The 24,318-nt window shown below is 50.1% G+C and carries 19 protein-coding genes; 7 read left to right on the top strand and 12 right to left on the bottom strand.

The genetic code is table 11. The features are described from left to right. The first annotated feature begins 302 nt into the window (after positions 1–302). From P2W70_RS20175 to P2W70_RS20190, 4 genes are all read left to right on the top strand, one after another. Positions 303–3,479, top strand: a complete 3,177-nt coding sequence (locus P2W70_RS20175) for a SusC/RagA family TonB-linked outer membrane protein (protein WP_276483323.1) — start codon at positions 303–305, stop codon at positions 3,477–3,479. 21 nt (positions 3,480–3,500) lie between these two features. Continuing rightward, positions 3,501–4,994: a SusD/RagB family nutrient-binding outer membrane lipoprotein gene (locus P2W70_RS20180; protein WP_276483324.1), complete on the top strand. Its 1,494-nt coding sequence runs from the start codon at positions 3,501–3,503 to the stop codon at positions 4,992–4,994. 27 nt (positions 4,995–5,021) lie between these two features. Further along, positions 5,022–5,915 (top strand): BT_3987 domain-containing protein, encoded by an 894-nt coding sequence (locus P2W70_RS20185; protein WP_276483325.1) that lies wholly within the window; start codon positions 5,022–5,024, stop codon positions 5,913–5,915. Between the two features lie 230 nt (positions 5,916–6,145). Next, the gene (locus P2W70_RS20190; RefSeq protein WP_276483326.1) at positions 6,146–7,672 is read left to right on the top strand and encodes a hypothetical protein; all 1,527 of its coding nucleotides are present in this window, start codon (positions 6,146–6,148) and stop codon (positions 7,670–7,672) included. Positions 7,673–7,695: 23 nt separating this feature from the next. Here the strand turns inward: P2W70_RS20190 and P2W70_RS20195 are convergent, their stop codons facing one another. Beyond that, a complete protein-coding gene (locus tag P2W70_RS20195; RefSeq protein WP_276483327.1) occupies positions 7,696–8,715 on the bottom strand; it encodes a LacI family DNA-binding transcriptional regulator in 1,020 nt (339 codons plus the stop codon). A gap of 124 nt (positions 8,716–8,839) precedes the next feature. Further along, entirely contained in the window at positions 8,840–10,225 is a 1,386-nt protein-coding gene (locus P2W70_RS20200) for a T9SS type A sorting domain-containing protein (RefSeq protein ID WP_276483328.1), read from the bottom strand. Positions 10,226–10,410: 185 nt separating this feature from the next. Between P2W70_RS20200 and P2W70_RS20205 the strand changes: the two genes are divergently transcribed. Next, complete coding sequence (locus P2W70_RS20205; protein ID WP_276483329.1) at positions 10,411–11,460, top strand: sensor histidine kinase; 1,050 nt, start codon at positions 10,411–10,413, stop codon at positions 11,458–11,460. On the opposite strand, the gene P2W70_RS20210 is transcribed toward P2W70_RS20205, so the two are convergent. The 8 genes from P2W70_RS20210 to P2W70_RS20245 all read right to left on the bottom strand — a co-directional run bounded on the left by P2W70_RS20210 (position 11,457) and on the right by P2W70_RS20245 (position 20,262). Further along, positions 11,457–11,882, bottom strand: a complete 426-nt coding sequence (locus P2W70_RS20210; protein WP_276483330.1) for a hypothetical protein — start codon at positions 11,880–11,882, stop codon at positions 11,457–11,459. The genes P2W70_RS20205 and P2W70_RS20210 overlap by 4 nt on opposite strands. A 110-nt stretch (positions 11,883–11,992) precedes the next feature. Continuing rightward, entirely contained in the window at positions 11,993–12,472 is a 480-nt protein-coding gene (locus P2W70_RS20215) for a hypothetical protein (protein ID WP_276483331.1), read from the bottom strand. A gap of 190 nt (positions 12,473–12,662) precedes the next feature. Further along, positions 12,663–13,808, bottom strand: coding sequence for a glycoside hydrolase family 88/105 protein (locus P2W70_RS20220; protein ID WP_276483332.1), 1,146 nt, complete (start codon positions 13,806–13,808; stop codon positions 12,663–12,665). Between the two features lie 240 nt (positions 13,809–14,048). After that, the gene (locus tag P2W70_RS20225) at positions 14,049–15,830 is read right to left on the bottom strand and encodes an alpha-L-fucosidase (RefSeq protein ID WP_276483333.1); all 1,782 of its coding nucleotides are present in this window, start codon (positions 15,828–15,830) and stop codon (positions 14,049–14,051) included. Positions 15,831–15,917: 87 nt separating this feature from the next. Then, positions 15,918–17,300: an alpha-L-fucosidase gene (locus P2W70_RS20230; protein ID WP_276483334.1), complete on the bottom strand. Its 1,383-nt coding sequence runs from the start codon at positions 17,298–17,300 to the stop codon at positions 15,918–15,920. A 187-nt stretch (positions 17,301–17,487) separates the two neighbouring features. Beyond that, a complete protein-coding gene (locus P2W70_RS20235; protein WP_276483335.1) occupies positions 17,488–18,891 on the bottom strand; it encodes a sialate O-acetylesterase in 1,404 nt (467 codons plus the stop codon). Between the two features lie 175 nt (positions 18,892–19,066). After that, on the bottom strand, positions 19,067–19,585 hold the full coding sequence (locus tag P2W70_RS20240) for a hypothetical protein (RefSeq protein ID WP_276483336.1): 519 nt from the start codon (positions 19,583–19,585) through the stop codon (positions 19,067–19,069). A 200-nt stretch (positions 19,586–19,785) separates the two neighbouring features. Next, positions 19,786–20,262, bottom strand: coding sequence for a hypothetical protein (locus P2W70_RS20245; RefSeq protein WP_276483337.1), 477 nt, complete (start codon positions 20,260–20,262; stop codon positions 19,786–19,788). Positions 20,263–20,394: 132 nt separating this feature from the next. Between P2W70_RS20245 and P2W70_RS20250 the strand changes: the two genes are divergently transcribed. Together P2W70_RS20250 and P2W70_RS20255 are read left to right on the top strand one after the other, a co-directional pair. Continuing rightward, on the top strand, positions 20,395–20,940 hold the full coding sequence (locus P2W70_RS20250; protein ID WP_276483338.1) for a DUF6934 family protein: 546 nt from the start codon (positions 20,395–20,397) through the stop codon (positions 20,938–20,940). A 46-nt stretch (positions 20,941–20,986) separates the two neighbouring features. After that, on the top strand, positions 20,987–21,172 hold the full coding sequence (locus P2W70_RS20255) for a hypothetical protein (protein ID WP_276483339.1): 186 nt from the start codon (positions 20,987–20,989) through the stop codon (positions 21,170–21,172). A gap of 65 nt (positions 21,173–21,237) precedes the next feature. Here P2W70_RS20255 and P2W70_RS20260 read toward each other — a convergent pair whose 3' ends face one another. Both P2W70_RS20260 and P2W70_RS20265 read right to left on the bottom strand, forming a co-directional pair. Further along, complete coding sequence (locus tag P2W70_RS20260; RefSeq protein ID WP_276483340.1) at positions 21,238–22,407, bottom strand: glycoside hydrolase family 88 protein; 1,170 nt, start codon at positions 22,405–22,407, stop codon at positions 21,238–21,240. A 10-nt stretch (positions 22,408–22,417) separates the two neighbouring features. Beyond that, positions 22,418–24,304 (bottom strand): alpha-L-fucosidase, encoded by a 1,887-nt coding sequence (locus tag P2W70_RS20265; RefSeq protein WP_276483341.1) that lies wholly within the window; start codon positions 24,302–24,304, stop codon positions 22,418–22,420. Between the last annotated feature and the right edge of the window lie 14 nt (positions 24,305–24,318).

A 24,318-nucleotide genomic window follows, 5' to 3' on the forward strand; every position in this document is an offset into this window, starting at 1 on the left:
ACAATCGAATAACATTTACATTTTTTGTCCAATTCACCTACAGATTGCAGTTACCTGGCACAACTTTTATAACTAAATATCGCTGTATAATTAATTACCCATCCCCGGCTTAATATTGTCTAATCTATAACTGATCGTTAACGCGTTAAAATAATAACCTACCTTCTTATCATGATACGCAGCATCTACACGATGCTTCCTGTCCAATAGGCAAATGGGGGCTTTGCTTTCTTTCAAACAGCGGTCCTTTACCGTTAGAAATCAATTCTCTCGAAACTATTTCTACCATCAAATCATTAAACATGAGAAAAGTTCTATTACTACCTGTAGTATTACTATGGAGTATCATGGTGCTGTGTCAGACAAGAGCGCTTACGGGTAGGATAACCGATGAAAAAGGGGATCCGATACCGTTTGCATCCATCAAGCTCAGCGGCACCACCACCGGCGCTGCTGCTGACGAAAATGGCTTCTTCAGGATCAATGCACCACAGGGCGCCGTATTGGAAATCAGCGCATCTGGTTATACATCAAGGACTTTCAACACTGCTGGTCAGGGAGAAAGTCTGACAATCACGCTAGTCAAATCCAACGAAGAGTTAACCGCCGTAATTGTAACCACGGGGTTGGGTATCAAGCGGCAAGCCAAGGAACTGGGTTACGCAGCCACCTCACTCAACAACAAAACAATTGTTCAAGGTAAAGCCGTCAATGTACAACAAGCATTAAACGGTAAAGTATCTGGTGTATCGATCGCGACCACTAATAGTGGCGTTTTCGAAAACGCCAAGATTAACATCCGTGGCATCCGGTCGCTTACGGGTAACAACCAACCCATGCTGGTTGTAGATGGGGCCCCTACTCCACTGGGCTTACTGTCGTCTATTCCTCCAGACGATATCCAGGACCTCACGGTACTGAAGAGCGCCGCATCGGCTGCCATCTATGGCCCGGATGCGGTCAACGGTGTGATCCTCGTGACCACAAAAAAAGGCGCGACCAAGAAAATGAGTGTAACGGTCAATAGTACCGTACAGGCTACCAAAGTGGCCTATTTCCCAAAACTGCAGGACCAGTTTGGTGCCGGTGCCGGTGAGATCGTAGACCAATATGGTAACTACGGTTATGTGCCGTACGAAAACCAAATGTACGGTCCGCGCTTCGACGGCACCATGCAGGACATCGGTATTGAACTGGAAGATGGCGATATACAAAGAGGCCCCTATTCCAACCTGCATAAAAAAGACAAGACCAAATTCTGGAATACCGGTCTTACCTATCAAAACTCCATCTCCTTATCGGGAGAAGATTTCTACGTAAGTATCCAGGATGCGAAGATCAAAGGCCTGATGCCGGAAGATCAGAACCGGCGTACCAGTATTCGTTTCAATGGCGGTAAAAAATACGGCAATCTTTCTGTCAACTATGGCCTGAACTATGTGTTGCAGAATTATGATGTAGTCAATGAAAACGGTATGGCTGGATTGTTGCCAGCGTATAACGGCAGCGTTTTCTTCCTCGTATTGCAAACGCCCAGCAATGTGCCATTGACCTCTTATAAGGATTGGCGCAATAACAAATACGCCCAGTTCTCCAATTACTATAATGAATTCGCCGTGAATCCTTATTGGATCATTGGCAACCTGCGCCAGAAGGGCCGCGAGGATGACCTGATTGGCAATATCGATGTCAGCTACCAGTTCTGGCCCTGGCTGAAAGGTACGGTACGCGCCAGCACCAATCTGGCCTTTACCAATTTCAAAAACACGACCGCTCCTATCGAGGTGACCGACTGGGCGCATGATCACCGCAACGCTACGCAATACACCAACCGTCCCGGCAGTGTATTTGACGACCAGGCCTTCACTTCCGTATTGAACCTGGACTATTTCGTGAACGGCGACTACGACATCAACAAAGATTTCAACATCAAATACCTCGCTGGGGGAATGACTCGTCAAAACCGGACCAAGGATGTTTCGGTAGGCGGCAACAACCTGGTAGTGCCCTACCTGTATAATGTAGCGGTACGCAGTGGTGACGCCAATGTACCGCTCTATCCCAGCAATGCGACTACGGAGAGCAGGTTGCTCTCCGCGTATGGTAGTGTGGGGCTAAGCTTCCGCGACTGGGCCTTCCTCGAAGTAACCGGGCGGAATGACTGGGACAGCCGTTTGCTGGCATCCAACCGTTCTTTCTTCTATCCTGGCGTGAACGGCGCCGTGGTACTATCTGATGCCATCCCTGGCATCAAGAACAGCGAGCTGATCTCTTTTGCCAAAGTGCGGGCCGCGTATTCCAAATCCGGTAACGTGAACGTAGGCGTTTATTCGCTGCAGGCTACCTATTCACAGCCGGGTGGTTTCCCCTACGGCAACGTAGCAGGCTTTACTGCCAACCAAACCATTCCTAACCCCGACCTCAAGCCGGAGTTTGTGAAGACCTTTGAAATTGGTGGTGAAATAGGTTTTCTGCGTAACCGGATCAACCTGGAAGCAACTTACTTCAACCAGAAATCGGACAACCAGATCCTGCAAGTATCACAATCTTCCACTACCGGTTATACCATCGGACTGGCCAATGCCGCCAGCTTCAAGAACTATGGTGTGGAAATGGACCTGGGCCTGAACCCGCTGGTGAATATCGGCAAAGGACGCATCGACATCAAGTTCAACGCCACTTACAACAACAACGAAGTTACCAGCACCCTCAACAACATTCCAGTTGTGATCGGTGGTAACTCGGGCTTTATTCAGAACTCAGTCAGCTCTCCCACTGCAAACAATATCGCCGTGGTTGGCAAACCTGCCTTCTCTTTCCAGCTGACCGACTATCAACGCGACTCACTGGGCCGCGTGATCGTGGATGGCACAACAGGCTATCCTTCACAAGCAGCTGAGCTGGTTGTAAGAGGCCGTTCATTGCCCTTGTGGGTGATAGGTATCACTCCTTCCTTTACGCTGGGCGGTTTCTCCGTCAGCATGACCTGGGACTACAAAGGTGGTCACAACTTCTACTCTGGTCTGGGCAGCGATATGGACTTCTCCGGTATTTCCCGCCGCAGTGGTGAATACGGTCGTCAACGCTTCATATTCCCCAACTCCAGTGTATGGGATGGTTCCAAATACGTACCCAATACCAATGTTCAGGTACAGGACGGCAACTATGCCTTCTGGACCGGTGCAGCGGTCAATACGGCGATCGCCACCAACTACTTCGCATCTGCAGCCGCCTGGCGCCTGCGTGAGTTGAATATTTCGTACAACCTGCCCATGAAATGGTTTGGCAACCAGCAAGTGATCAAACGCATCACGGTGAGCGCCATTGGTCGTAACCTGCTGTTATTCGTACCCAAGTCGAACCAGTGGGGTGATCCGGAATTCAACTATTCCTCGACAGGCAACACCTTCGGTTTGGCGAGTTCCTATCAATCACCGGCCTCCAGGCTGTTTGGTGGTTCACTGCAGGTTACTTTCTAACTCATACTTAAACTGAATTACATGAAAACCATATATCATAAACTATTCGTTGTTCTGCTGGTTGGTGCGGCAGGACTGGCGGGTTGCAAGAAGGGATGGCTGGATGTGAACCAGGATCCAAACCGGGTTACGGATGATAACATCACGCCCGAACTGTTATTTCCGCAGGCTGCACAGGCCACCGGCGCCCGTTCTTCCAGTGGTAATTTCCAGTTCATCAATAATTGGATGGGCTACTGGGCACAGTCGGGCGACTTTGCGATACAACAGGATGAAACTACTTATAACATCGACTTCACCTTTGGAGACGCGTTATGGCAAAACCAATACAATGTATTGTTTGACCTCAACCTGGTAAAAGTGAAAGCACAAGCCAAGGGTGATTCCGTATTGGCTGGTGCCTCGATGGTATTATCTGCCAAATTGTTCCAGGACCTGGTCGATATCTTCGGCAATATTCCCTATTCACAGGCCTTCAAAAACAACCAGTATACCCAGCCGGCTTTTGATGACGCCAAGACTGTCTATGCGAGCCTGCAAACCAGTCTCGACTCTGCCATCATCTACCTCAACGGTCCCGTTCGGTCGTCTTTTGAAACGGCAGACATCGTGACTGGTGGCGATACTGAACTGTGGATCAAATTTGCCAACACCCTCAAGTTGCGTATGCTGATCAGGCAATCGCAGGTCTCCGGATTCAATCCGGCTGCAGAGATCGCCAAGATCGTCGCCAATGGCGGCGTACTGCATGAAGGAGAATCCATCTCGGTGAATCCTGGCTATCAGAATGCCGTCAACAAACAGTCTCCATTTTACGCCAATTATGGTCTCACACCAACTGGTGCAGAAGCCAGCACCGCCACCAGGGCCAACAAATATTTTGTGGACCTGCTGAGCAATACGTCTGATCCACGCCTCAACCGTTTCTTCAAGGCACCTGCCAACGGCGGCGCCATTACTGGCACCACCTACGGTCTGGCTGCGGGCAACCCGGTCGGCGCCAACAGTTCTTCCTTTGGGCCGGGCCTGGCACGTAGTGCCGAACAGGACCAGTGGATCATGACTTCGGTAGAAAGTATGTTCCTGGAAGCAGAAGCCATTGCCCGCGGCTGGATGGCAGGCGATGCCAAGACGGCCTATGAAGATGCGGTGCGCGAATCATTCTCCTGGCTGGGTGTACCCAATGCGATTACTGCCGCCAACACCTATATGGCCAGTACCCCCATCGCCAACTGGTCGAATGCTGGTGGCACAGCCGCTACACGTGCCAAGTTCATCACCTACCAGAAATATATAGCGCTCGCCGGCATCAACCCACTGGAAGCCTGGAGTGACCAGCGGAGACTGAATATGTTACCCAACAACGGGTATATTTCCGTCAACCCTGGCAGGTTATCCAATACCATTCCTGTCCGGTTATTGTATCCGCAAAGCGAATACACGACCAACAGTGCTAATGTGAATGCGCAGGGTACCCAGAACCAGTTTACGTCTAAATTATTCTGGCAGCCTTAATCATTTGATTACCCAAAAAATCTAGTTATGAAACTATCCATAAGATTATTATCCATGCTTACCCTCGGCTCGTTGTTGGGCACCAGCATGGCCGGCTGTCTAAAGGATGATGCATTCGACAACCGCGAGATCCAGTCTTTGGCAGGAGGGGCGACCAATGTGGTGGAGGTGAGATTAACAGCCACCTCGACGATCAATTTTCTACCTTTTGTGTTCGGCGACTCCAACAAGGACACTACCGTCAACCTGATCCCGATAGCATTGGCTTCGGGCCCGGCAGCGCAAGACATCAACGTGACCGTGACGCAGAATAATGCGTTGGTCGATCAATACAATGCCGCCAATGGTACGGCCTTCAAGGTACCTCCGGCCAACCTGTTCACCATCGCCAATGCCGGCGGAAAGGTGACCATTCCCCGCGGGTCGGATATCGGCTACCTGCAATTGAAATTCGTGCCCCTGTCGTTCCAGGGTGAGGACTGGGCATTGGGTTTTGAGATCACGGCTGTCGACAACCCGGGTATCCTGATCAGTGGCAACCTTAAAGGCGGTGTAGCCGGCTTGCTGGTCACCAATGCCTATGAAGGCGATTATCATACGACGGGGTATTTTCAACACCCTACCGCACCACGGGACATTGACCAGGAAGATTTCCTCAGCACCATCAGTGCGCGTGGTGTTACTAAAACACTGGGAGACCTCACCGGTACCAATATCAATATCCGGATCAATGCCGACAATACAGTAACCATCACGCCAGGTTCCGGCACCTCCGGCACGACGGCCTCCGTGGCGAATATTGCCGGAGATCCGGTCTACAATAACCGGTACGATCCTGCCACCAAAACATTCTGGTTGAAATATGGCTACCCCATTCCGGGTCCCAGCCGTATCGTTACCGAGAAACTGGTGAGACAATAACAATTAGCACCTCCATAAAAAAGGCCGGGACAGTGGACTGCCCGGCCTTTTCATTATACCAACTGCATAGCAGTAATTTGCCTTTAAATCCTGTACTACCAAGTGACACTTTAGCTGCCGGCATTATTCCACCCTTTACGCTTGCCGCGATTAGCAAAGCATTCAACAATTCTGGCAACGAACCCTGCCATCTTTGTTTTGTGCTTATTTTCATTCTCTAATACCAGCGTATGGCTTTTATCCCACCTACCCGATCTATTGCTTTGTTTGCCGCAGGCACCCTGGCCATCACGGCTTTTACCACTGTCCGTTCCGTAAACTGGACCTCGAAATTTGTGCGTACAGATAAGAAAGGTCAACTTACCTATACACCTGATGAAAAAGGGAACATACTTCCCGACTTTAGCCGGGTGGGCTATCACCAGGGAGATCGGGCAATCCCCAACTTGCCCATAGTTACCACTATACAGCCATCAGAACAGGTCGCCGCGCGGATACAAGCCGCCATTGATGCATTGTCTCAACAACAACCCGACAAAAACGGTTTTCGCGGAGCCATCCTGCTGAAGAAAGGAACCTATCGTATTCCCACCACCTTGCAGATCAATGCGAGTGGCATCGTGTTGCGTGGAGAAGGCGATAGCGAGCAGGGCACAAGGCTCCTATTAACTGCCGATCAACAAAAGCCCCTTATTTCCGTCAGCGGCATTGGTGGCATCAAACCCATCGGCAAACGCGTCAAAATAACCGACCCTTATGTACCGGTAGGCAGTTTCTCCTTTACCGTGGCAGACGCTACGGGACTGAAGGCAGGTGATGCGATCATTGTTTTCAGCCCGGGTACGGAACAGTGGATCAGGGATAACAAGATGGATCAGATCGAAGACCGTGGCGGCACCAAACAATGGCGGCCCAAAGAATATGATCTGGATTTTGAACGCACCATTACCCGTATCGAGGGGAACAAGGTTCACATCGACAACCCCATTGTACAGGCCCTTGATACGCAGTACGGCGGTGGAGAGATCTATCCGTACTCCTTTGAAGGCCGCATCAGTGAAGTAGGTATAGAAAACATGTTCCTGGAATCGGCTTATACCAGCGATACCGCTGAAAACCACGGCTGGGATGCTATTGCCATCAACAAGGCGGAGCAGGGCTGGGTACGGAATGTAACCTCCCGCTACTTTGGATACTCCTGTGTTAACCTCGGTGGCGGCGCCCGGTACATGACCGTTCAAGACAGTAAATGCCTCGATGCGAAATCGCAGATCACCGGAGGCCGTCGATACTCTTTCAACAACAATGGACAGTGTAATCTCTTCATAAATTGCCACACAACCGAAGGCCGTCATGATTTTGTAACCGGTGCCCGCACCCTTGGCCCGAATGTGTTTTATAACTGTACGGCCAAACAAACACATGCAGATATTGGCCCGCACCATCGTTGGGCGGTAGGCACTTTATACGACAACATCATTACCGATGGAGAGATCAACGTACAGGATCGCGGCAATTGGGGCAGCGGCCATGGCTGGGCTGGCGTAACGCAGGTGTTGTGGAATTGTACAGCTAAAAAGGCGGCGATACAAAGTCCCTGGGTATCGGGCAAGAACTATAATATCGGCATGAAAGGAGGCAAAGCGGAGGGGCGCCTGAAAGGCAGACCCGATGGTGAATGGGAAGGGCAAAATCAAGCCGGATTACAGCCAGCCTCGCTATACCAGGCACAGCTGCAGGCAAGAAAAAAAACATAATCGATTTCAGCTTTACAGGCAGGCTATTTATCAGACCTGGTAGAAGCCCTTGCAATCAAGGCAGAATTCAGCACCACCGTTTCCGTGAGCTGTACCTGTTTGTTTTTTTCAAGGCTGCGAAATAACACGGAAGCTGCTTTTTTGCCAATATCAAAAGCAGGTTGTGTGATGGTGGTGAGCGAAGGATTGAGCAGTGAGGCGGTTTCCAGGTTGGAAAAACTAATGACTTTGATATCCCTGGGGATGGATATTTTCAGCTCCTCGCATACATGATAGCTGGCAATGGCCAGTTTCTCTACAGATGCAAAAATCCCATCGGGACGCTTTTTGCCCGACAGCATTTTGCGCAGCGTCGGATAACTTTGTCCATTGTCAATACTGCATTGTACCATCAGCCGCCTATCGGGTTTGATGTCATAATGCTCCAAAGCTTCCAGGTAGCCCCTCATGCGTTTGTTGGTGATTGACAGGTGTTGTGAAAACGACAGGTAGGCGATTTGCCGGCAACCATTCTGGATCAGGTGTTCGGTGGCTTTAAATCCGCTATCATAATCATCCGTGGTCACCCGCGAGGTTTCTATGGCATCGCACACCCGGTCGAAGAAGATAATGGGGATGCCTTTATTGTGCAATTCCACGATATGGCTGGTATCCTCTGTGCTGGCAGACACTGACATCAGAATTCCGTCTACCCGCCCACTCTGCAAGTGACGGGTAATGGATACTTCCTTTTGGTAGTCCTCGTGCGTCAGGTAGATGAGTACGTGGTAACCTTTCTCCTGCGCAATGGATTCAATGCCATTGATGGCCAGGGAAAAAAAGTTATTCGCCACTTCCGGTATCACCACGGCAATGGTCCTGCTTTTTTGTTTGCGTAAACTGCTTGCGTATGGATTGGGTTCGTAATTGAGCTGCTGGGCCAGTTCGAAAACGCGCTTCTTGGTTTCGGGGCTGATATCGTAGCTGTCGCGCAAAGCCCGTGACACGGTGGAGATAGCGAGGTTCAGCTCTTTGGCGAGTCTTTTGAGGTTAACAGGTTCCATATAACACTTACATTATTAAACAGGCGGCTCTAAAGGTACGCAACTATTTTCGGAAATATTTATGCAAAAAGCTCCCCTTTTTCGTCATCGTTTCGAGAAATCGTACCTCCCCCTCTGACACCTCCTACAGCTTCCTGAACGTTCCCGTACTGCTGCCTGCCCTACCCTGTACGCGAAAATGATAGATACCTGACGGCAGCTGTGCAACAGACGTACTCCATTGCGTCGCGTTATTGCTCCACGCCTGTATCCTCGTGCCACCGGCAGTATACAACCCAATATGGTGTGGCCCTACGGGCAACCCGCCGAGCGACACATGACCGGTGGCGGGGTTCGGAAATACCCTTAGCTGTTGTACCGGCAATCGCTCTGATGCTTTGTGGTTGAAAATTGTGTATAGCTTATTGTCTTCACAAACGGCCAGGAGGTCTGGAAAGCCATCCAGGTCAATATCGGCGAGCTGTATCGTTTGCACATTAGCAGGCAGGGGAACCGCAACAGGCGGGCTGAAAGTGCCACCTGGTTGACCTGTCAGGTAAAACACCGTATCGGTGTAAGCGCCGTCGAGATCGAGTTGGTTCATCACCAGGTCCTGGTAGCCATCGCGGTTCACATCAGCCACGCGCAGGTCGGTGGGCCGCAGTTTATGACTGGCAAATTGAGGCACTTTATAGCCAGGTGCATAGGCTGTATCTACCGTATTCAATAAGATGACCAGGCTGTCGGAACCAGGCATATTGTCGAACGAGGCGTACAACAGTAAGAGGTCATCCTTAAGGTCATTGTTGACATCGGCGATCGCTACCCGGGCAGCGGTGTAGGTGGGCCGGTAGCGAGGCACGAAGCTGCCGTTGGGCTGCTGATAATAGAAGAGCACCCAGGGAAAGGAACTACTGACTACAATATCCGGCAGTCCGTCTTTGTTCTTATCGGTAATAAATATCTCCCGGCAGGTATCGAGCATAGAAGGATAGGTTTGTTTGGGATGGAAGGAACCATCACGTTTATTGATAAATACATGGAGGGAGATCGTATTGCCCGAGCCGCTGGTGGTGGCAATGATGTCATCGAATCCATCTTTATTGATATCGACGCAGGTCACCTCCCGGCCATGTACGCCGGTAGCAAAATAGGTGCTGTTGATGTATTGACCGGTAGCGTTGCCATAGTACACCCGGATGCCATTGTCCCAATAGCTGGACAGTACCAGGTCGGGCCAGCCGTCCTTGTTGAAGTCTGCAATGCTGCTTCGCCCGTAATTGACGGGCTTGGCATGGATCTGCTCCTGGCCATAAGTTCCCCCGCTTCTCCCCGTCAGTATTCCAAAATGCTCCTTGAGTGCGGGATACATCACCAGAATATCTTTAATACCGTCCCCGGTCAGGTCTTTTACCTGAAAACTGCTCACCCGTTCTTTGACGGGATAGGCCACCATCGAATCGAACAAGGACGACTGGGCCATGCACGGCAAGGCCAACACCAGCATGGCTGGCAACAAAAAGCTTCTCATGGTAGAAATTTTGTCAATGATTGTACAGCCCGGACAGGCTGCAGCGGGTGGCGTGTAACAATGACAACCGGGCAGTATCGGCAGTTGCATGGCGGATGACAATTCAAACGCAAAAACCCGCAATTCATGCACTGAAATTAGGTTGAGCCCGGGGCAGCCTTTATTTTAGCCTGCGTTGCTCTACTATGAAGCGTGCCTATTACACTAAAAAGAACTGGGTGATCATCGGACTGCTCCTGCCTCCGGTCATCTTACTGGTCAATTACTGCATTTTCGGGAAATCGTACTTTTCCGGATCGGCTGTCTTTTGGTGGTCGTCGCTGCTGACGGCAGGCTTTGGTATGATCTCCTGGTACCTGCAATTGCTGATCTCCCTGCTGATGAATGCGCGGTATCCCGGGAATAACCAGACTTTGCGACGGGTTGTTACCTCCATGGTGCTGCACGTGCTGGTGACCATCATCACCGTAGCATTGGTCTTTGTATTGTACGACCGGCTCAACTTCTTCCACTACCAACTGGATCCCTGGAGGATGCTGATGGCCTGTATCATCAGTGCCGGTTTTGCCATACTCGCTGCCAGTTTTCACGAAGCGGTGGCTTTTTATGAAAAATGGAAAAAGGTGACCGATGAAGCGGAACACCTCAAAAAAGTAAACCTGCAAACGCAGTTGGAAAGTCTGAAAGCGCAGGTAAATCCTCATTTCCTCTTCAACAGCCTCAATTCTTTGTCTTCGCTGATCAGCGAAGACCCGACCAAAGCGGAGAAATTCCTGGATGAGATGTGTAAGGTATACCGCTACCTGTTGCGCAACAATGAAGACGACCTGGCGCCACTGTGGGTGGAAATGCAGTTCATTAATTCTTATTATCACCTGCTCAAAACACGGTATGGCGACAGTCTTTTCCTGGAGATGAATATTGCCGATGAGCTGGTCTGGTACAGGATACCCTCGCTTACTTTACAAATGCTGGTGGAGAATGCCGTCAAGCACAATATGATGTTAAAAGACCGGCCACTGCAGATCGTGATCACTACAGTGGCCGGTCCCCGATTGATCGTATCCAATAACCTTCAACGAAAAAAACGTATTTCTTCCAATAAGGTCGGGCTTAACAATATCGTCAACAAATACAAGCTGCTGAAGCAAGATGACATCATCGTACAGGAAGATGAGAAAACCTTTGCGGTGGTGGTGCCGCTCATCAAGGTAGAAGAAGAGGCCACCGTTTAGTTGGCAGCTACCATTTTCAATTTGTAAATATCCTTCTGCTGCGTACCATATACCTTAGTCAATACGATCGAATCACCTTCACGAGACGCCTGGTATTTACCTTGCAGGATCAGGCTCCAGTCAAAGTCGGCGGTATAATGGGAAGAGTCAATAAAATTGATAAAATCTACCCCTGACTCAAAACGGCCGTAGCCAATCACCGGGTAACGGTTGGCATAAGCCGCCCCCTTGTTTCTATAGCCACCATTTGCACCCACTTCCAATTCCACCGGCACTTTCGGCCCTTCCACAGTTGTATTGCGCTGGAAAGTTCCCTTTAAGGCGATTTTTTCAATCACCGGGTCGATGATCAGTTCGGGTTGCTGGTCTTTTTTACATCCTGCAGCAGTCAACAGTAATAAAGCTATGGCAAAAGCACGCATAGGTAATGTTTTCATCGTTGACAACCGGTGTGGGGCAACCGTTGCATCCCCCTTACAGGCAAAAAAAAGGTGGATCACGGGGATCCACCTGGTCTTTCAGTAGAGAGGCATTAACCTTCGGTCCTGTTTTCTTGTTTTTCGTTGTTGTCGTTCGGTTGACCCTGGTCAGGAGCGGGAGCTGGCTTTCTTCTCGACTCGGAACGTTTGCGGTAGTAATCCTTCTGGGCTTGCAGCACGGCGTTGTCACGCTCTACGCGCAGCTGACGGATGGTTTGCCGCTTTTCGCGACCGGTCATGTCATCCTGTAACCTGACAGATTGGATCCTGTCGGTGTAATCCTGTTTGATGTCCTGAACTTCGAGGTCCAGGCGCGACGGCCGGGAATTGTACCCGTAAGCGTAAGGGGAGGGTCCCCACCAGGGGTTGAAGCCATATCCGTAGTAAGGATAGAAAGGTCCGTATCCGAAGCCCATACCAACAGACATGCGTGGTCTGACTACCGGTCCTCCTCCTCTAACTACTACTCTTTTCTGGGCAGATGCGCCTACCGCCAATCCAACCGACAACAATACAAATAGCAGCTTTTTCATAACAAACTTTTTATACCTTATAGACTGCAAATGAGGGGCAATAGTTAGAAAGAAGATGTTAAAATAACCACTCAATAACAAAGGGCGGCCCTGTTGAGCCGCCCTTTGTTAAAGGTTTTAAAAATGTTCACGAAGGCCTCACTGTCGCAGTCATTTTGCTATCTGCGAAAGTCAGCCAGCCGTTTCTTTTTTAGCGCAGTAAGGCAGTGGCGCACCACAGAATTGGTGCCTGCCCGTGCATATCACCTACCAGGCGTTTACGGTCGAGGTAGTACTGGTGATCATTTTTCTTGTTGGTTCCTTCGCACACCTCGCGGATATCGCCGTTATCGTCGATGTACGTGATCAATTGCAGCCAGGCTTTGCGGGCGGCGGGCTCGTAGGCTTTTTTATCCAGCCATCCTTCCTTTACGCCGGTAATGAGGGCATAGGTAAACATACCTGTTCCCGACGTTTCTTCCCAGGAAGCAGGATCATCGATCAATTGACGCCACATACCATTATCGGCCTGGTATTTCAGCAGAGAAGTCATCATCAGTTGATACCCCTGCATGATCCTCGCGCGGTGGATATTGTCCTTTGGCAGGGAGCGCAGCAATTCTGCCATCCCTACCGCCATCCAGCCATTGCCCCGCCCCCAGAAAAAAGGCACATCCGGCGCATGGTAGAAAAGCCCGTTGGGCTTCTGGAGCGAGTCGAGGTATACGACCATTTCTTTGGCCGCCCGTTCAATATATACTTTATCGCCGGTGGCTCGGTATGCCTGTGCCTGTACAGCTGTGATCATGAACATATCGTCGATCCACATCCGCGTCATCCAGGTAAGCCCCTGCTTGTAATAGTCATGGCTCTCCGGCTTCACCCGAGGCCCTTCAGGAGGCCCCCATTGCTTATCCGCAATACCTTTTCCCATTTCGAGGTAACGCGCGTCTTTGGTCTGCATATACAGCTCGAGGGGTACCGATCCGAATACCGCGTAGTCTACGTGATCGGGAATGGGGATCATGCTTTTTTCGGTGGTAAAGAATGGTTCAAAACGATTGGCCAGTTGTCCGGTTAAGCCTTTGTCGTTGCTGGCCCGGGCGAAAGTCAGTGCACCATACCAGGCACATACTTCCGGATAGGTGATCACCTTAGGCGGTGTAGGGCGGCCAAAATTGGGATGCGGCACGGCCACAAAGCGGGCGGCTACTTTTTTCCCTACTGCTGCAGGAGAGGCGCCCTCGGGCCAGGATTTCAAGCCTCCTGTTTCTTTTTTCGATTGCGCAAAGCCACTATTGGTAGCCATCGCCGTTATTCCTGTTGCCAGGAGCAAGCATTTGATCGTTGGGTTCATACGTATCGTTTAAAAATATGAATAAGACGGTCACCCCCGCCATCCGGAGGTGACCTATCTTACAATGTGTTGAGTAAAGGAAGCATCATTGAGTAATCGCTTGCTCATGCTATTTGTAAACCATTGCTATATTCTATGCCCGCCAATACTTAACAACTGCAATTGACGGCTATTTTCGCGATAGTGCAACGAGTGTTATTACTTCCTATTCACCTATTTTAGCAGTGTCACCAGCAAGCATCAATGCACCGGTAACAAACGGATGCTTTTCAACTTAAACAGTTCCTTGCCCTGCTGTCTTGGCTTTACCGTTATACTGTACAACCCCGGCTTCCCGATGGTGGTAATCGCTACTGCATGCTGTATGAACAGCAGCGGATTGCTCTTATCGAATTCGGAACTGCGGAGCGTGCGGAATAGAAATGATTGCCCACCGATGGTCAACTGTCCTTCCTGACGGGCACTCTCGGCGGGGCAGGCGTACTCCAGCACGATCTTATAATCTGCCGGCTCCGTGATGCGCAGGTGGAAGGTAGCTGAATCATTCGCCCCCTGCATATCGGTGACACACACAGCGTGTTTCCAGTCGCCAAAATAATGGCTATACGTAAGGCTTTTTACAGCAGCGCTATCCGCCGTGGTTGCGTGTACAGCCTCCACAATATTTTCATTGACCTGGGCAGATATGGTCACCGGTGCTTTTGTATTATAAGCTGGCGCCTTACCCGTGTATTCAAGTACAATGACGGTATTGGGGCTTGCTGGTTCCGCAGCAGGAAATTGCACATACAGGTCAGCTCCCCTACGATCTATCACCAGCGGCTTTTTGCCCACCAGGGCGTAGGCCCTCGTCGCAGTCACGGAGCAGTCTGGCAATAACAGCTTACCATCCCGTGGGCGGTCCAGCACATGTAAGAAAAGCTTGCCCGGTTTGGCCGTCGTAACGCCCCAGGGCTGCCCCGGCACAAACCCATAGGTGGTACCATAAATACTTTCCCCGTTGGCCGCCAGCCAGCGTCCTGTTTCACGCAGGTATTTTGCCGAGTAGGAAGGAATATTCCCTTTCCCATCGGGCCCTACATTCAACATCAGGTTGCCTCCTTTGGAAGCCACATTGGCCAGCAGCCGGATAATCTCGGCCGGCGACTTGAAGTTCATATCATGCTCTATATAGCCCCACGAATCATTGTGTGTATAGATGGACTCCCATACTTCTTCGATCGGTGCAGGTGGTACTTCAGAGTCACCAAAGTCACGGTAGTCGCCCAACCCCTGCCCTACGCGGCTGCTGAAAAGACTACCGGGTTGTAATTGTCGCAACGTATCGACCAGCTGTTGCGTCTGTTGACGTGTAAGACCACCCGGCATATCGAACCATACAATGCCCAGCGGCCCGTAGTTGGTCATCAATTCTTTCAGTTGTGGAATGGACTTTTCACGATAATAACGGAGGTAGTCTTTTTTCGACTCCTCGAAATCCCAGCGATTGCCGCCACCATCCGGCTCATGCCAGTCGAGGAACTGCGAGTAATAAAATCCAAACTGAATGCCCCGTTTACGGGTAGCCTCCGCCAGCGCCTTCATCGGATCTTTTCGATAGGGACTGGCTTTCACAATTGAGAAATTACTTACTTTAGAATCGTACATGGCAAATCCTTCGTGGTGTTTGGCAGTTATCACCATGTAGCGGATACCAGCGTCTTTGGCCAGGCCAGCCCATTCATCGGCATTGAAGTTGACCGGATTGAACTGTGCGGCTTTAGCAGCATAGTCAGCTGCGGGCACTTTTGCCTGGTTCATCAACCATTCACCACTACCATAGTAGCGCTTATTGTTCCAGACACCACCCAGCTGGGAGTAGAGCCCCCAATGGATGAACAGCCCAAATTTGGCATCCTTGAACCATTGGATATTGGGATGATTTTTACCAGAAGAAGTTTTATCCCACATTTCATCCTGGGCCTGTGCCTGACAAAGGCCTACCCCTAACAACAAGGCAAGAACCATTCGATTATACTGCATAAACAAGCAAGCTGCATTATTAAAAATAATGGGTCCGGCATCTGTAACGAAAGCCGGACCCGTAAAAAAGATTGTATAACCGTTGTGCTACAAACCGCTTTTCAATTCAACTTTGATCACGGAGGCGATGGGATCCGGCGCCTGAGCAGGCACTGTAAGAGTCAGGATGTCTTTAGATTGTCCAGTCTTCACTTTCACACCACCTGCCAGCAAGGAAGCGCCTGCCACCTTAGCTTTTACACCTGGCACTTCGAGTTTACCGTTAGCAGGCCACTCGAATACGGACAAATAAAGAAAGGTTTTGCCGCCCTCTGTCTTTTGCGTACAACGGCCCCAGCTCATGGGCGCCAGCGGACTGCCCTTGGTGCCGTAAATCGCTTCTCCATTTACCTTCATCCATTTACCTACCTGCTGCAGGCGTTCAATACTTTCAGCAGGAATATTTCCGTCGGCCTTGGGGCCAATATTGAGCAGGTAGTTCCCCCCTTTCGAGGCAATGTCGATGAGGTTTTGTATCAGGGTCGCTGTAGGCTTCCAGTTGTTGTCATAACTTTTGTATCCCCACGAACCGTTCATCGTCATACAGGTTTCCCAATCCTTGCCATCCATCTCCCCTACTTTGGGAATACGTTGTTCGGGTGTGGTATAGTCACCCGCGAAATTGGGTCTTTTGAGCCGGTCATTGGTGATGATATTCGGTTGCAGCTTCAATACTTCCTTAAACTTTTCGGCATAGGCATCGGTCATGTCTGTTGGTGTATCCCACCACAACACGGCAACGTCGCCGTAGTTTGTCAGCAACTCCTTCACCTGCGGTACGGCTACCTCATCGATGTATTGATCCATGGTCTTGGTGGTCTGTGCAGGATCCCAGTGGCCTTTATGCGCCGCTGTATAAGCATCGATCCGGGCAGAGTCGGGATTGGCCCATCCTTCGGAGGTTACTTTACGGGCAGCAGCGCCACCAGGATTGTTCCAGTCCTGGGCATGGGAGTAATAGAACCCTAGTTTAATCCCGTGTTTCCGGCAGGCTTCAGCCAGTGGCTTGAGGAGATCTTTGCCATACGGTGTTGCATCCACCATATCCCATTTACTGGCTTTGCTGTCGAACAGCGCAAACCCGTCATGGTGCTTGGTGGTAATGACGATGTATTTCATGCCCGCGTCCTTCGCCAGTTTTACCCAGGCATCGGCATCATAGTGAACAGGATTGAATGCCGCGGCAAACTGCTGGTAATCGGCCACAGGAATTTTACCGCGATTCATGATCCACTCGCCAATGCGGTTGATCTTTTGCCCCTTATAGGTGCCGGCAGGTACCGCGTACACGCCCCAGTGAATGAACATGCCGAACCGGGCTTCGCGCCACCATTCCATCCGTTGTTCCTTGGAGGCAGCTGGAGCAGGCTGGGCTTTGGCGGTATACAGGATGCAGGAGGCGGAAAGCAGGCAAATGAATCGTCTTAACATGGGTGCAATAATTTATGGGAAATAGTAGTCGTAACAACAGCAAATTAGGCAGGTTTCGGGTCATGGGAAGCCAGCGATTGGCATACTATTCAACGAAATTAGCAAGGCCGGTCATCCGGCATGGGAGCATTAAAAAGGTCCCGGCCAGGCCGGGACCCTATATCGTTTCGATATCAATAAATCTGCGTTATGGCACGAGCGCCCAATCATCGGTACGGAAGGGAGCCGCGGGTAAACCATCGGTATTGAACAGCTCCGCTTCGGGCCAATCTTTGAAGGCATAGCGTACTGCCAGCGGGCCTTTTACCTGTGTACTGTACAGGCTGACCCCTTCATTGGTGATCTTTGCCTGCGCCGGATAAAATTTCTTATCGCTGCCTGCTATTTCGAAGCTTACCAACTCTTTTCCGTAGGTAGTAAGACCATTGGGCACATTGTTGAAAGTCAGCCGGGCAGTGTCTGCGCTAATAGACATCGACTTGTATACCGGGCCCTGATAGGGTACCCCTTCCCTACCATATGTTTTGGCAAGTGCCCAATAAGCCAGCCGTTTGGCTACCACCATTTTATTGGCCGGATGTATTGTTTTCTGGTCCCCGGCATCCATACATACCACCATACCGCTGTTGGGGATTAAAGCCTGTGCCTTGTCCTGTGCTTCTCGCAGATAAGGTATCAGCGGACGGCCGCTGGGATACTGGTAGGGAGCGATCTGAACATAGTAAAAGGGCCAGTTACCGGTATTCCATAAACTGCGCCACTCTGTTACCATCGATTGCATTAGGCTGGCATAGATCTCAGGCTGCAACCGGTTCGACTCTCCCTGGTACCACAATGCTCCTTTGATATTGTATCCAATCAATGGTGCGACCATGGCGTTGAATAATACCATCGGGTCGTTTTTGGTCATTTTTGCATCAGCAGCAGGATATTTAACACCCGCTACCCGCTTCAGACTGGGTTCATTCATCCAGGCTTCGATGGGCGTCCCTCCCCAGGTGGTCTGGATAATACCAATGGGCACCTTCAGTCGTTGCCGCAGTATGCGGGCAAAATTGTATCCCACGGCACTGAATTCTTTCGCAGCATCTGGAGACACCATTTCCCACTTAGCCTTCACATCGGCCTGCGGTATTTTGGTAAATGCTCTTTCCACACGAAAAAGGTGAATGGCCGTATCATCCGCATTCAACAGCATATCATCTGCATCGAGTATCGGTTGGTTCTTGAACCCCTTCACCGGCATTTCCATATTGGATTGCCCGGAGCAGATCCAGACTTCTCCGATCAAAATGTTCGACAGCTTCAGTATTTCTCCATCAGTAATCGTGATTTCATAGGGGCCACCCGCTTTCGGCGTTTGTACGGCAGTACGCCAGGACCCATCGCTGCCTGCACGAACCGTATATTTCTTCTTATCCCACGATGTAGTGATTACAACAGTCGCTTGCTGTTTAGCGGTACCCCAGATGGCTGCATTGGTTTGTTGCTGCAACACCATGCCGTTGCCGAACAAAGCGGGAAGGGTAACGGTCGCCTGGGCGGAATAGGCCAGCAAAGCGAGGGAGAGACTTAAAGCCTGTTTGATCATATTGCAAACTTTTTTGATTAGCAGAACCTAAAGTAAGGATTAGTTTTTTATTTACGCAGGGGCAATTCACAACACAACTAAAACATAAAACCCCGAACGGCGACGTGCAGGGTTTACCAACTAGTCAACGATTTTGGCAGCCGGATGGTATTTCGGGAAAAGTAGGTGATTGGCTTTATAGCCGTGAAAAATACATATACCAGTTCCACTCCCAGCTTTGTCCGTTGTCGGCGGAAAATGCCTGGCTCCACACCGGTTCTTCCGGATTCGTGGCATCCCACCTGAACTGCATAATGATCGGCTTTCCTTCAAAACTATCCCTGGTAAAGAAATAACCAATGTAGTCCTGAAAGGAACCGCTTACAGGCGCATCGAGCGTTACAGCGTTGCTATCGGCCCAGTAGATACTCCAAAGTCGTGTTAGCGGATTAAACAAACGTAGGGTAAGCCCTTCGAATGGCTTGCCGAAAAAATCTGTCCTGAAATGGTCAATATTTCCCTGGCCAAACAATACGGTGCGTAGCTCTTGTGTTGCCACAAACTCCACCCATTCTGTACAGCCGTTGAGTCGGGTCTTCAATTTAACATTGCGCACCTGCCAGCTTCCGATCAGAAAGTCGAAATCGCTGAAGGAAGAAGTATCGGATGGGCTTATGGCGAGGTCGCCTGCAGCATCAAATTGAACGTTTTGCATAGCTGTTGAGGTTTTATCACACAAATAAACAGCCTGCGAGTGACAGCCCTATGTCAGCAGGATAGTATAGAATTGCGTTATATCGACAACTGTTTCAGCAGGCTGGGCAGTTTCTGCGCTGATGCCATGGTTGCAGACACCATCAGTAAGACAGTTAACACTTTCTGACGCATGAGGCTATACTTTAACGATGAGTAGGTCTATTTGCTTTGGGTAAACTGCAGTGCTTCTTTTTTATCCGGGTCACCCACAAACCGGGAGATGGTCAGTTGTGAATCGATCAGCACGAGGTCAAACGTGGTGAAGGTTCTGTAACGAAACAGCTGGCCAGCCACGAATGACATGCCCAGCTTCCAGTTTCCTGCATCGTTGAACAGCTTCCAGGTCCCGATCGCGTCCCAGCTCACATTACCTTTCACAGCAGCATCCAGGCAATCGGGGAGGCGTGCCCGGAAGGAGGAGTCGGCACGCAACTCTAGGTAGATGGAATCTTTCTTGTATTGCTTTTTGTCCAGTAGGTTATTCGTAGCTGGGGTTGCCAACCAATTACCAGCCAGCTGACTGACGACGACGCTGTCAGTAACGGCGGGCCAGGGCAGACTCACCGCATTGCTTTTATGCGATTGACAGGAGGCGCAAATTACCAACATGAACAAGAAAGGGATACAGCTACGCATACAGAATATTGAGCACGCAATATACGATTGGCCAGGAAAACTGGATTACCAATGATAGCAGTGAACTATTTCGAGGATGGGAAATCCAGGCATAATAAAAAAACGTATAGTATGCAATCAATCACCTATTGAATGGCGCTGAATATTAGAATTGATATAGAAAACAGATACAAGCTTACTTATCCTGACGGAGATTTTCGCTATTACACCTTTGACTCTTCGCTGTCAGATGGCAGGCAGCAATTAATTGCCATACAAATCAGTGAAGAAGTGCATCCTTTGATTCCTGATGTTCACAACCTCGCATTTGGCCCTTTTAATGAACAAAACGAAATTGATGATCGCATAAAACTTACGCACGCCGATCATTCAAAAGTATTTTCAACAATCGTATTTGCCAGCGTAACATTCCTGACGATACACAAAGGGAAATTTATTGGCATTGATGGGTCAGATACAAGAAGAGCCTATTTATACTATAGATGTATCATGAATAACTTTGCTTATCTGGAGACGCTATTCGACATATATAGGGTTAACTACTACGTCAGATTATACAGAGACATTGAATACAAAAAAGACGACTTCATTATAGTACCCAAAAGAATCACAGAAACTGACAACATAAGCTGCCAAACTCTATACAACTACTTCATTTTTAGGGAAAAACAAGCGTAAACAGTTTTAATTTGAATCCATATAAATAAACCCTAATTTTACAACAATGGAAAAGAACGAACTTAGAAAAAAGGTCATGAAAGACGTCGACGAATTCGTTAAGAACGCCAAAAAACATGGATCCTCGGGTTTAAAGTTCACCCTCAAATCAGGCGAGCAATCTTCCCTGCACAAAATGATCAAGACCAAAGAGCAGGCACATATTTTTATGACATTGCTCAAATCGCTCTAATAATCAAACCGACTATAATATGAAAAGCCTCCAATTGGAGGCTTTTCATATTATAGGTCATCCTGTTATTTATTCTTCCCCCGCAACAACGCTTCCAGGTAATAATAATCGGCATAGTTCAGCGGCACATCCACTTCACTATTGGAGGGTTTGGAACCCGTGCTATGCAACAGGATAAAGCCGAAATCCTCCCCAATGGGTGAACGATAGGATTTGGTAAGATTGGTCACGATCTTATTCGCCGTGTTGCGATAGTACTTCGCCTGCTGGCTATAACCACTCAATTCATACAACCCAGAAGCTATGACAGCAGCCGCAGAAGCATCACGCGGCTCATTGGGAATACCGGGCGCATCGAAATCATAATAAGGCACGAGGTCTTTAGGCATACGTGGATGCTTCAGGATAAAAGCAGCGATCTGCTCTGCCTGCCGCAGGTAGGCAGGATCCTTCGTATACCGGTAACACATCGTGTATCCATACAAACCCCAGGCTTGTCCACGCGACCAGGCCGACTCATGACTATACCCCTGGTGGGTATTCTTCTTCACCACCGCACCCGTCACCGTATCATAGTCGATCACGTGAAAGGAACTAAAGTCAGGACGAAAATGGTTCTTCATCGTGGTATTCGCATGCGCCACCGCGATCTTGTAAAAAGAAGAATCACCGGTCAGCTTGGTCGCCTCAAACAGCAACTCGAGGTTCATCATATTGTCGATGATCACCGGAAAACCCCACACTTCTTTGTGGTGATCCCAGGAACGCAGACAACCCACCTTCGGATTGAAGCGGGTTGACAAGGTTTTGGCAGACTGTATAATGATGTCTCGATACGCGGCATCATTTGTCAGGCGATAACCCGTACCGAAAGAGCAATACACCTTGAACCCCATATCATGCGTACCGGCATTGGTCTTTTCTCTTTCGATATTCGCAGTATACGCACGAGCCTGGGTTTGCCATTCGGACTTACCGGTATACTCATACAGGAACCACAACACCCCGGGAAAGAAGCCACTGGTCCAGTCGCGGGAAGCCACCAATTTCAATTTGCCATTTTCGATCGTACGGGGAGACACCAGGTCGGCTTTCCCTTCCCTGGCTTCCGGCACCGCCTTCAGCATCACCTCGGTCTGTTTTTCCGCATCGGCAAATACCGCCGGCAACTTGACCTGCGCCTGCAACGCGCCATGCAATAAAACACCTGCTGCTAATGTTCCGAGTAGTCTCATATAATGCAGTTTACTGTATTTTGATCAATTGTATTTCCAAAGGTTTCATCAATTCTTGTCCGCCCACAGATACCGGCTTCAACACCAACTGTTGGCGACCCGGTTTCAACGCCCACTCCCCCAGCTCCTGTACGCGCACGTCAGTTTCCCGCTGACCAGTAACGACGTTGAACGACCGCTGCTGCCCGCCCCCCGACAGGGAGAACGATCCACCAGCGGATGGCCCCGCAATATATTTAATGATCACCTTATATGTTGCCGGGCTATTCAAGTTAATATTCCACTGCAGCCATTGGTCGGTCGACTTCCAACCCGATACATAGTACTTATCCGTTTTTCCATCACCATATTGCAGGCCCTTGCCGGTTTGCACCGCATCGAAGGTGAGTAACCGGGTGACGGGTATATTGGCGGCGACAAACGTGTGATCGTCCAGCTTACTGGCCTGCGGCCCCAGCTCCACCACCACTACTGTATTGGCTGTATCGGTGGATGTAGCGGGTAGCCGCACCTCCAATCCCGCATAACCATCGCTCGTGGAGACGTTACCAAACTCCAACGACTTTTTACCCGCCAGCAGGTAAACCTTGCGGGCAGCAGCTGGCATACTGCCTACCTGTAATTTACCATCGGTTGGCCAGTTGAATACATGCAGGTACAGTTTATTACCCTTGCGGGTAGTGACACCCCAATTTTGCAGCGGCATGCCAGACGCCTCCACCCCACTCACGCTTTCATAGTTCAGGCGGGTCCAGGCGCCAATCCCTTGGAGGATCGCCACGTCACGCGTATCGAAAGCACCATCGCCTTTGGGTCCGATATTCATCAGCAGATTGCCCCCACGTGATGCCGCCTTCGCCATCAGTTGAATAAAGTAGGCGACCGGCTTATGGCTGCTGTCATACTTACTGTACCCATACGACTCATTGGTGGTGGGAATGGCTTCCCAGTCACCCGTCACCGGAAAAAACTCGGCGGGTCGATCAGCCGTATTTTTATAATCCCCGAAGCTGATGTCCGCACTACGCGCCAGCCTGCCATTTACGACTACGTCCGGATCGGTGTCACGAATAGCTTTCAGGATCAGTATATTCTCCGACAATGGCAATTTATGCGGCGTATCAAACCATAAGATATCCGGATGATACTTATTGAGCAGCTCCCTGATCTGTGGGATCGCTTTCTCTGCGACATACTTTTGCGCTTTGGGCAGCAACTCCGGATGTTCATCAAACCAACGGGCGCCACCATGCAACAGCTTATCACCACCGGGATTGTTCAATTCCCAATCATTACCCGGCGCGTCGGGATGCTCCCAATCAAAAGCGTGTGAATAATAGAAGCCAAACTTCAAGCCATGATTCTTACAGGCCGCTGCCAGCTCTGCCATCGGATCGCGCTTGAAAGGCGTTTGATCGGCGATATCAAAATCCGATACCGCAGATGGATACATCGCAAAGCCATCATGGTGCTTGGCAGTGACGATAAAGTATTTCATGCCCGCCTGCTTCGCCTGCAACACCCATTCTTCCGCGTTGAAGCGGACCGGGTTGAACTGGTGCGCCAGGGCCAGGTAATCGGCCCGGGTGATCTTCTCTTTCCGCATCAGGTGCTCGGCATACCCTCCCACCTGCTTGCCCTTCCATTCGCCGCCCGGCAGCGAGTAAACGCCCCAATGGATGAACATGCCAAATCGGGCATCACGCCACCATTGTACGCGTTGCTCATGTGTTTTCATGGAGGCTGTCCACCAGCCCCTCACAGCCGCATCGATCACTTGCTGATCGCGCGACTTAGCCCGGTTAAACATCTCCTTATCTTCGTCGCCCGCCGTCTGCGCTTGTAGGGCTACAGAAAACGCAGCTGCTGCGAGCAGGCTTATGGTGTATCTCTTCATTGGCCAATGTTTAG

The sequence above is a fragment of the Paraflavitalea pollutisoli genome, assembly GCF_029360705.1.
Lineage (GTDB): Bacteria > Bacteroidota > Bacteroidia > Chitinophagales > Chitinophagaceae > Paraflavitalea > Paraflavitalea pollutisoli.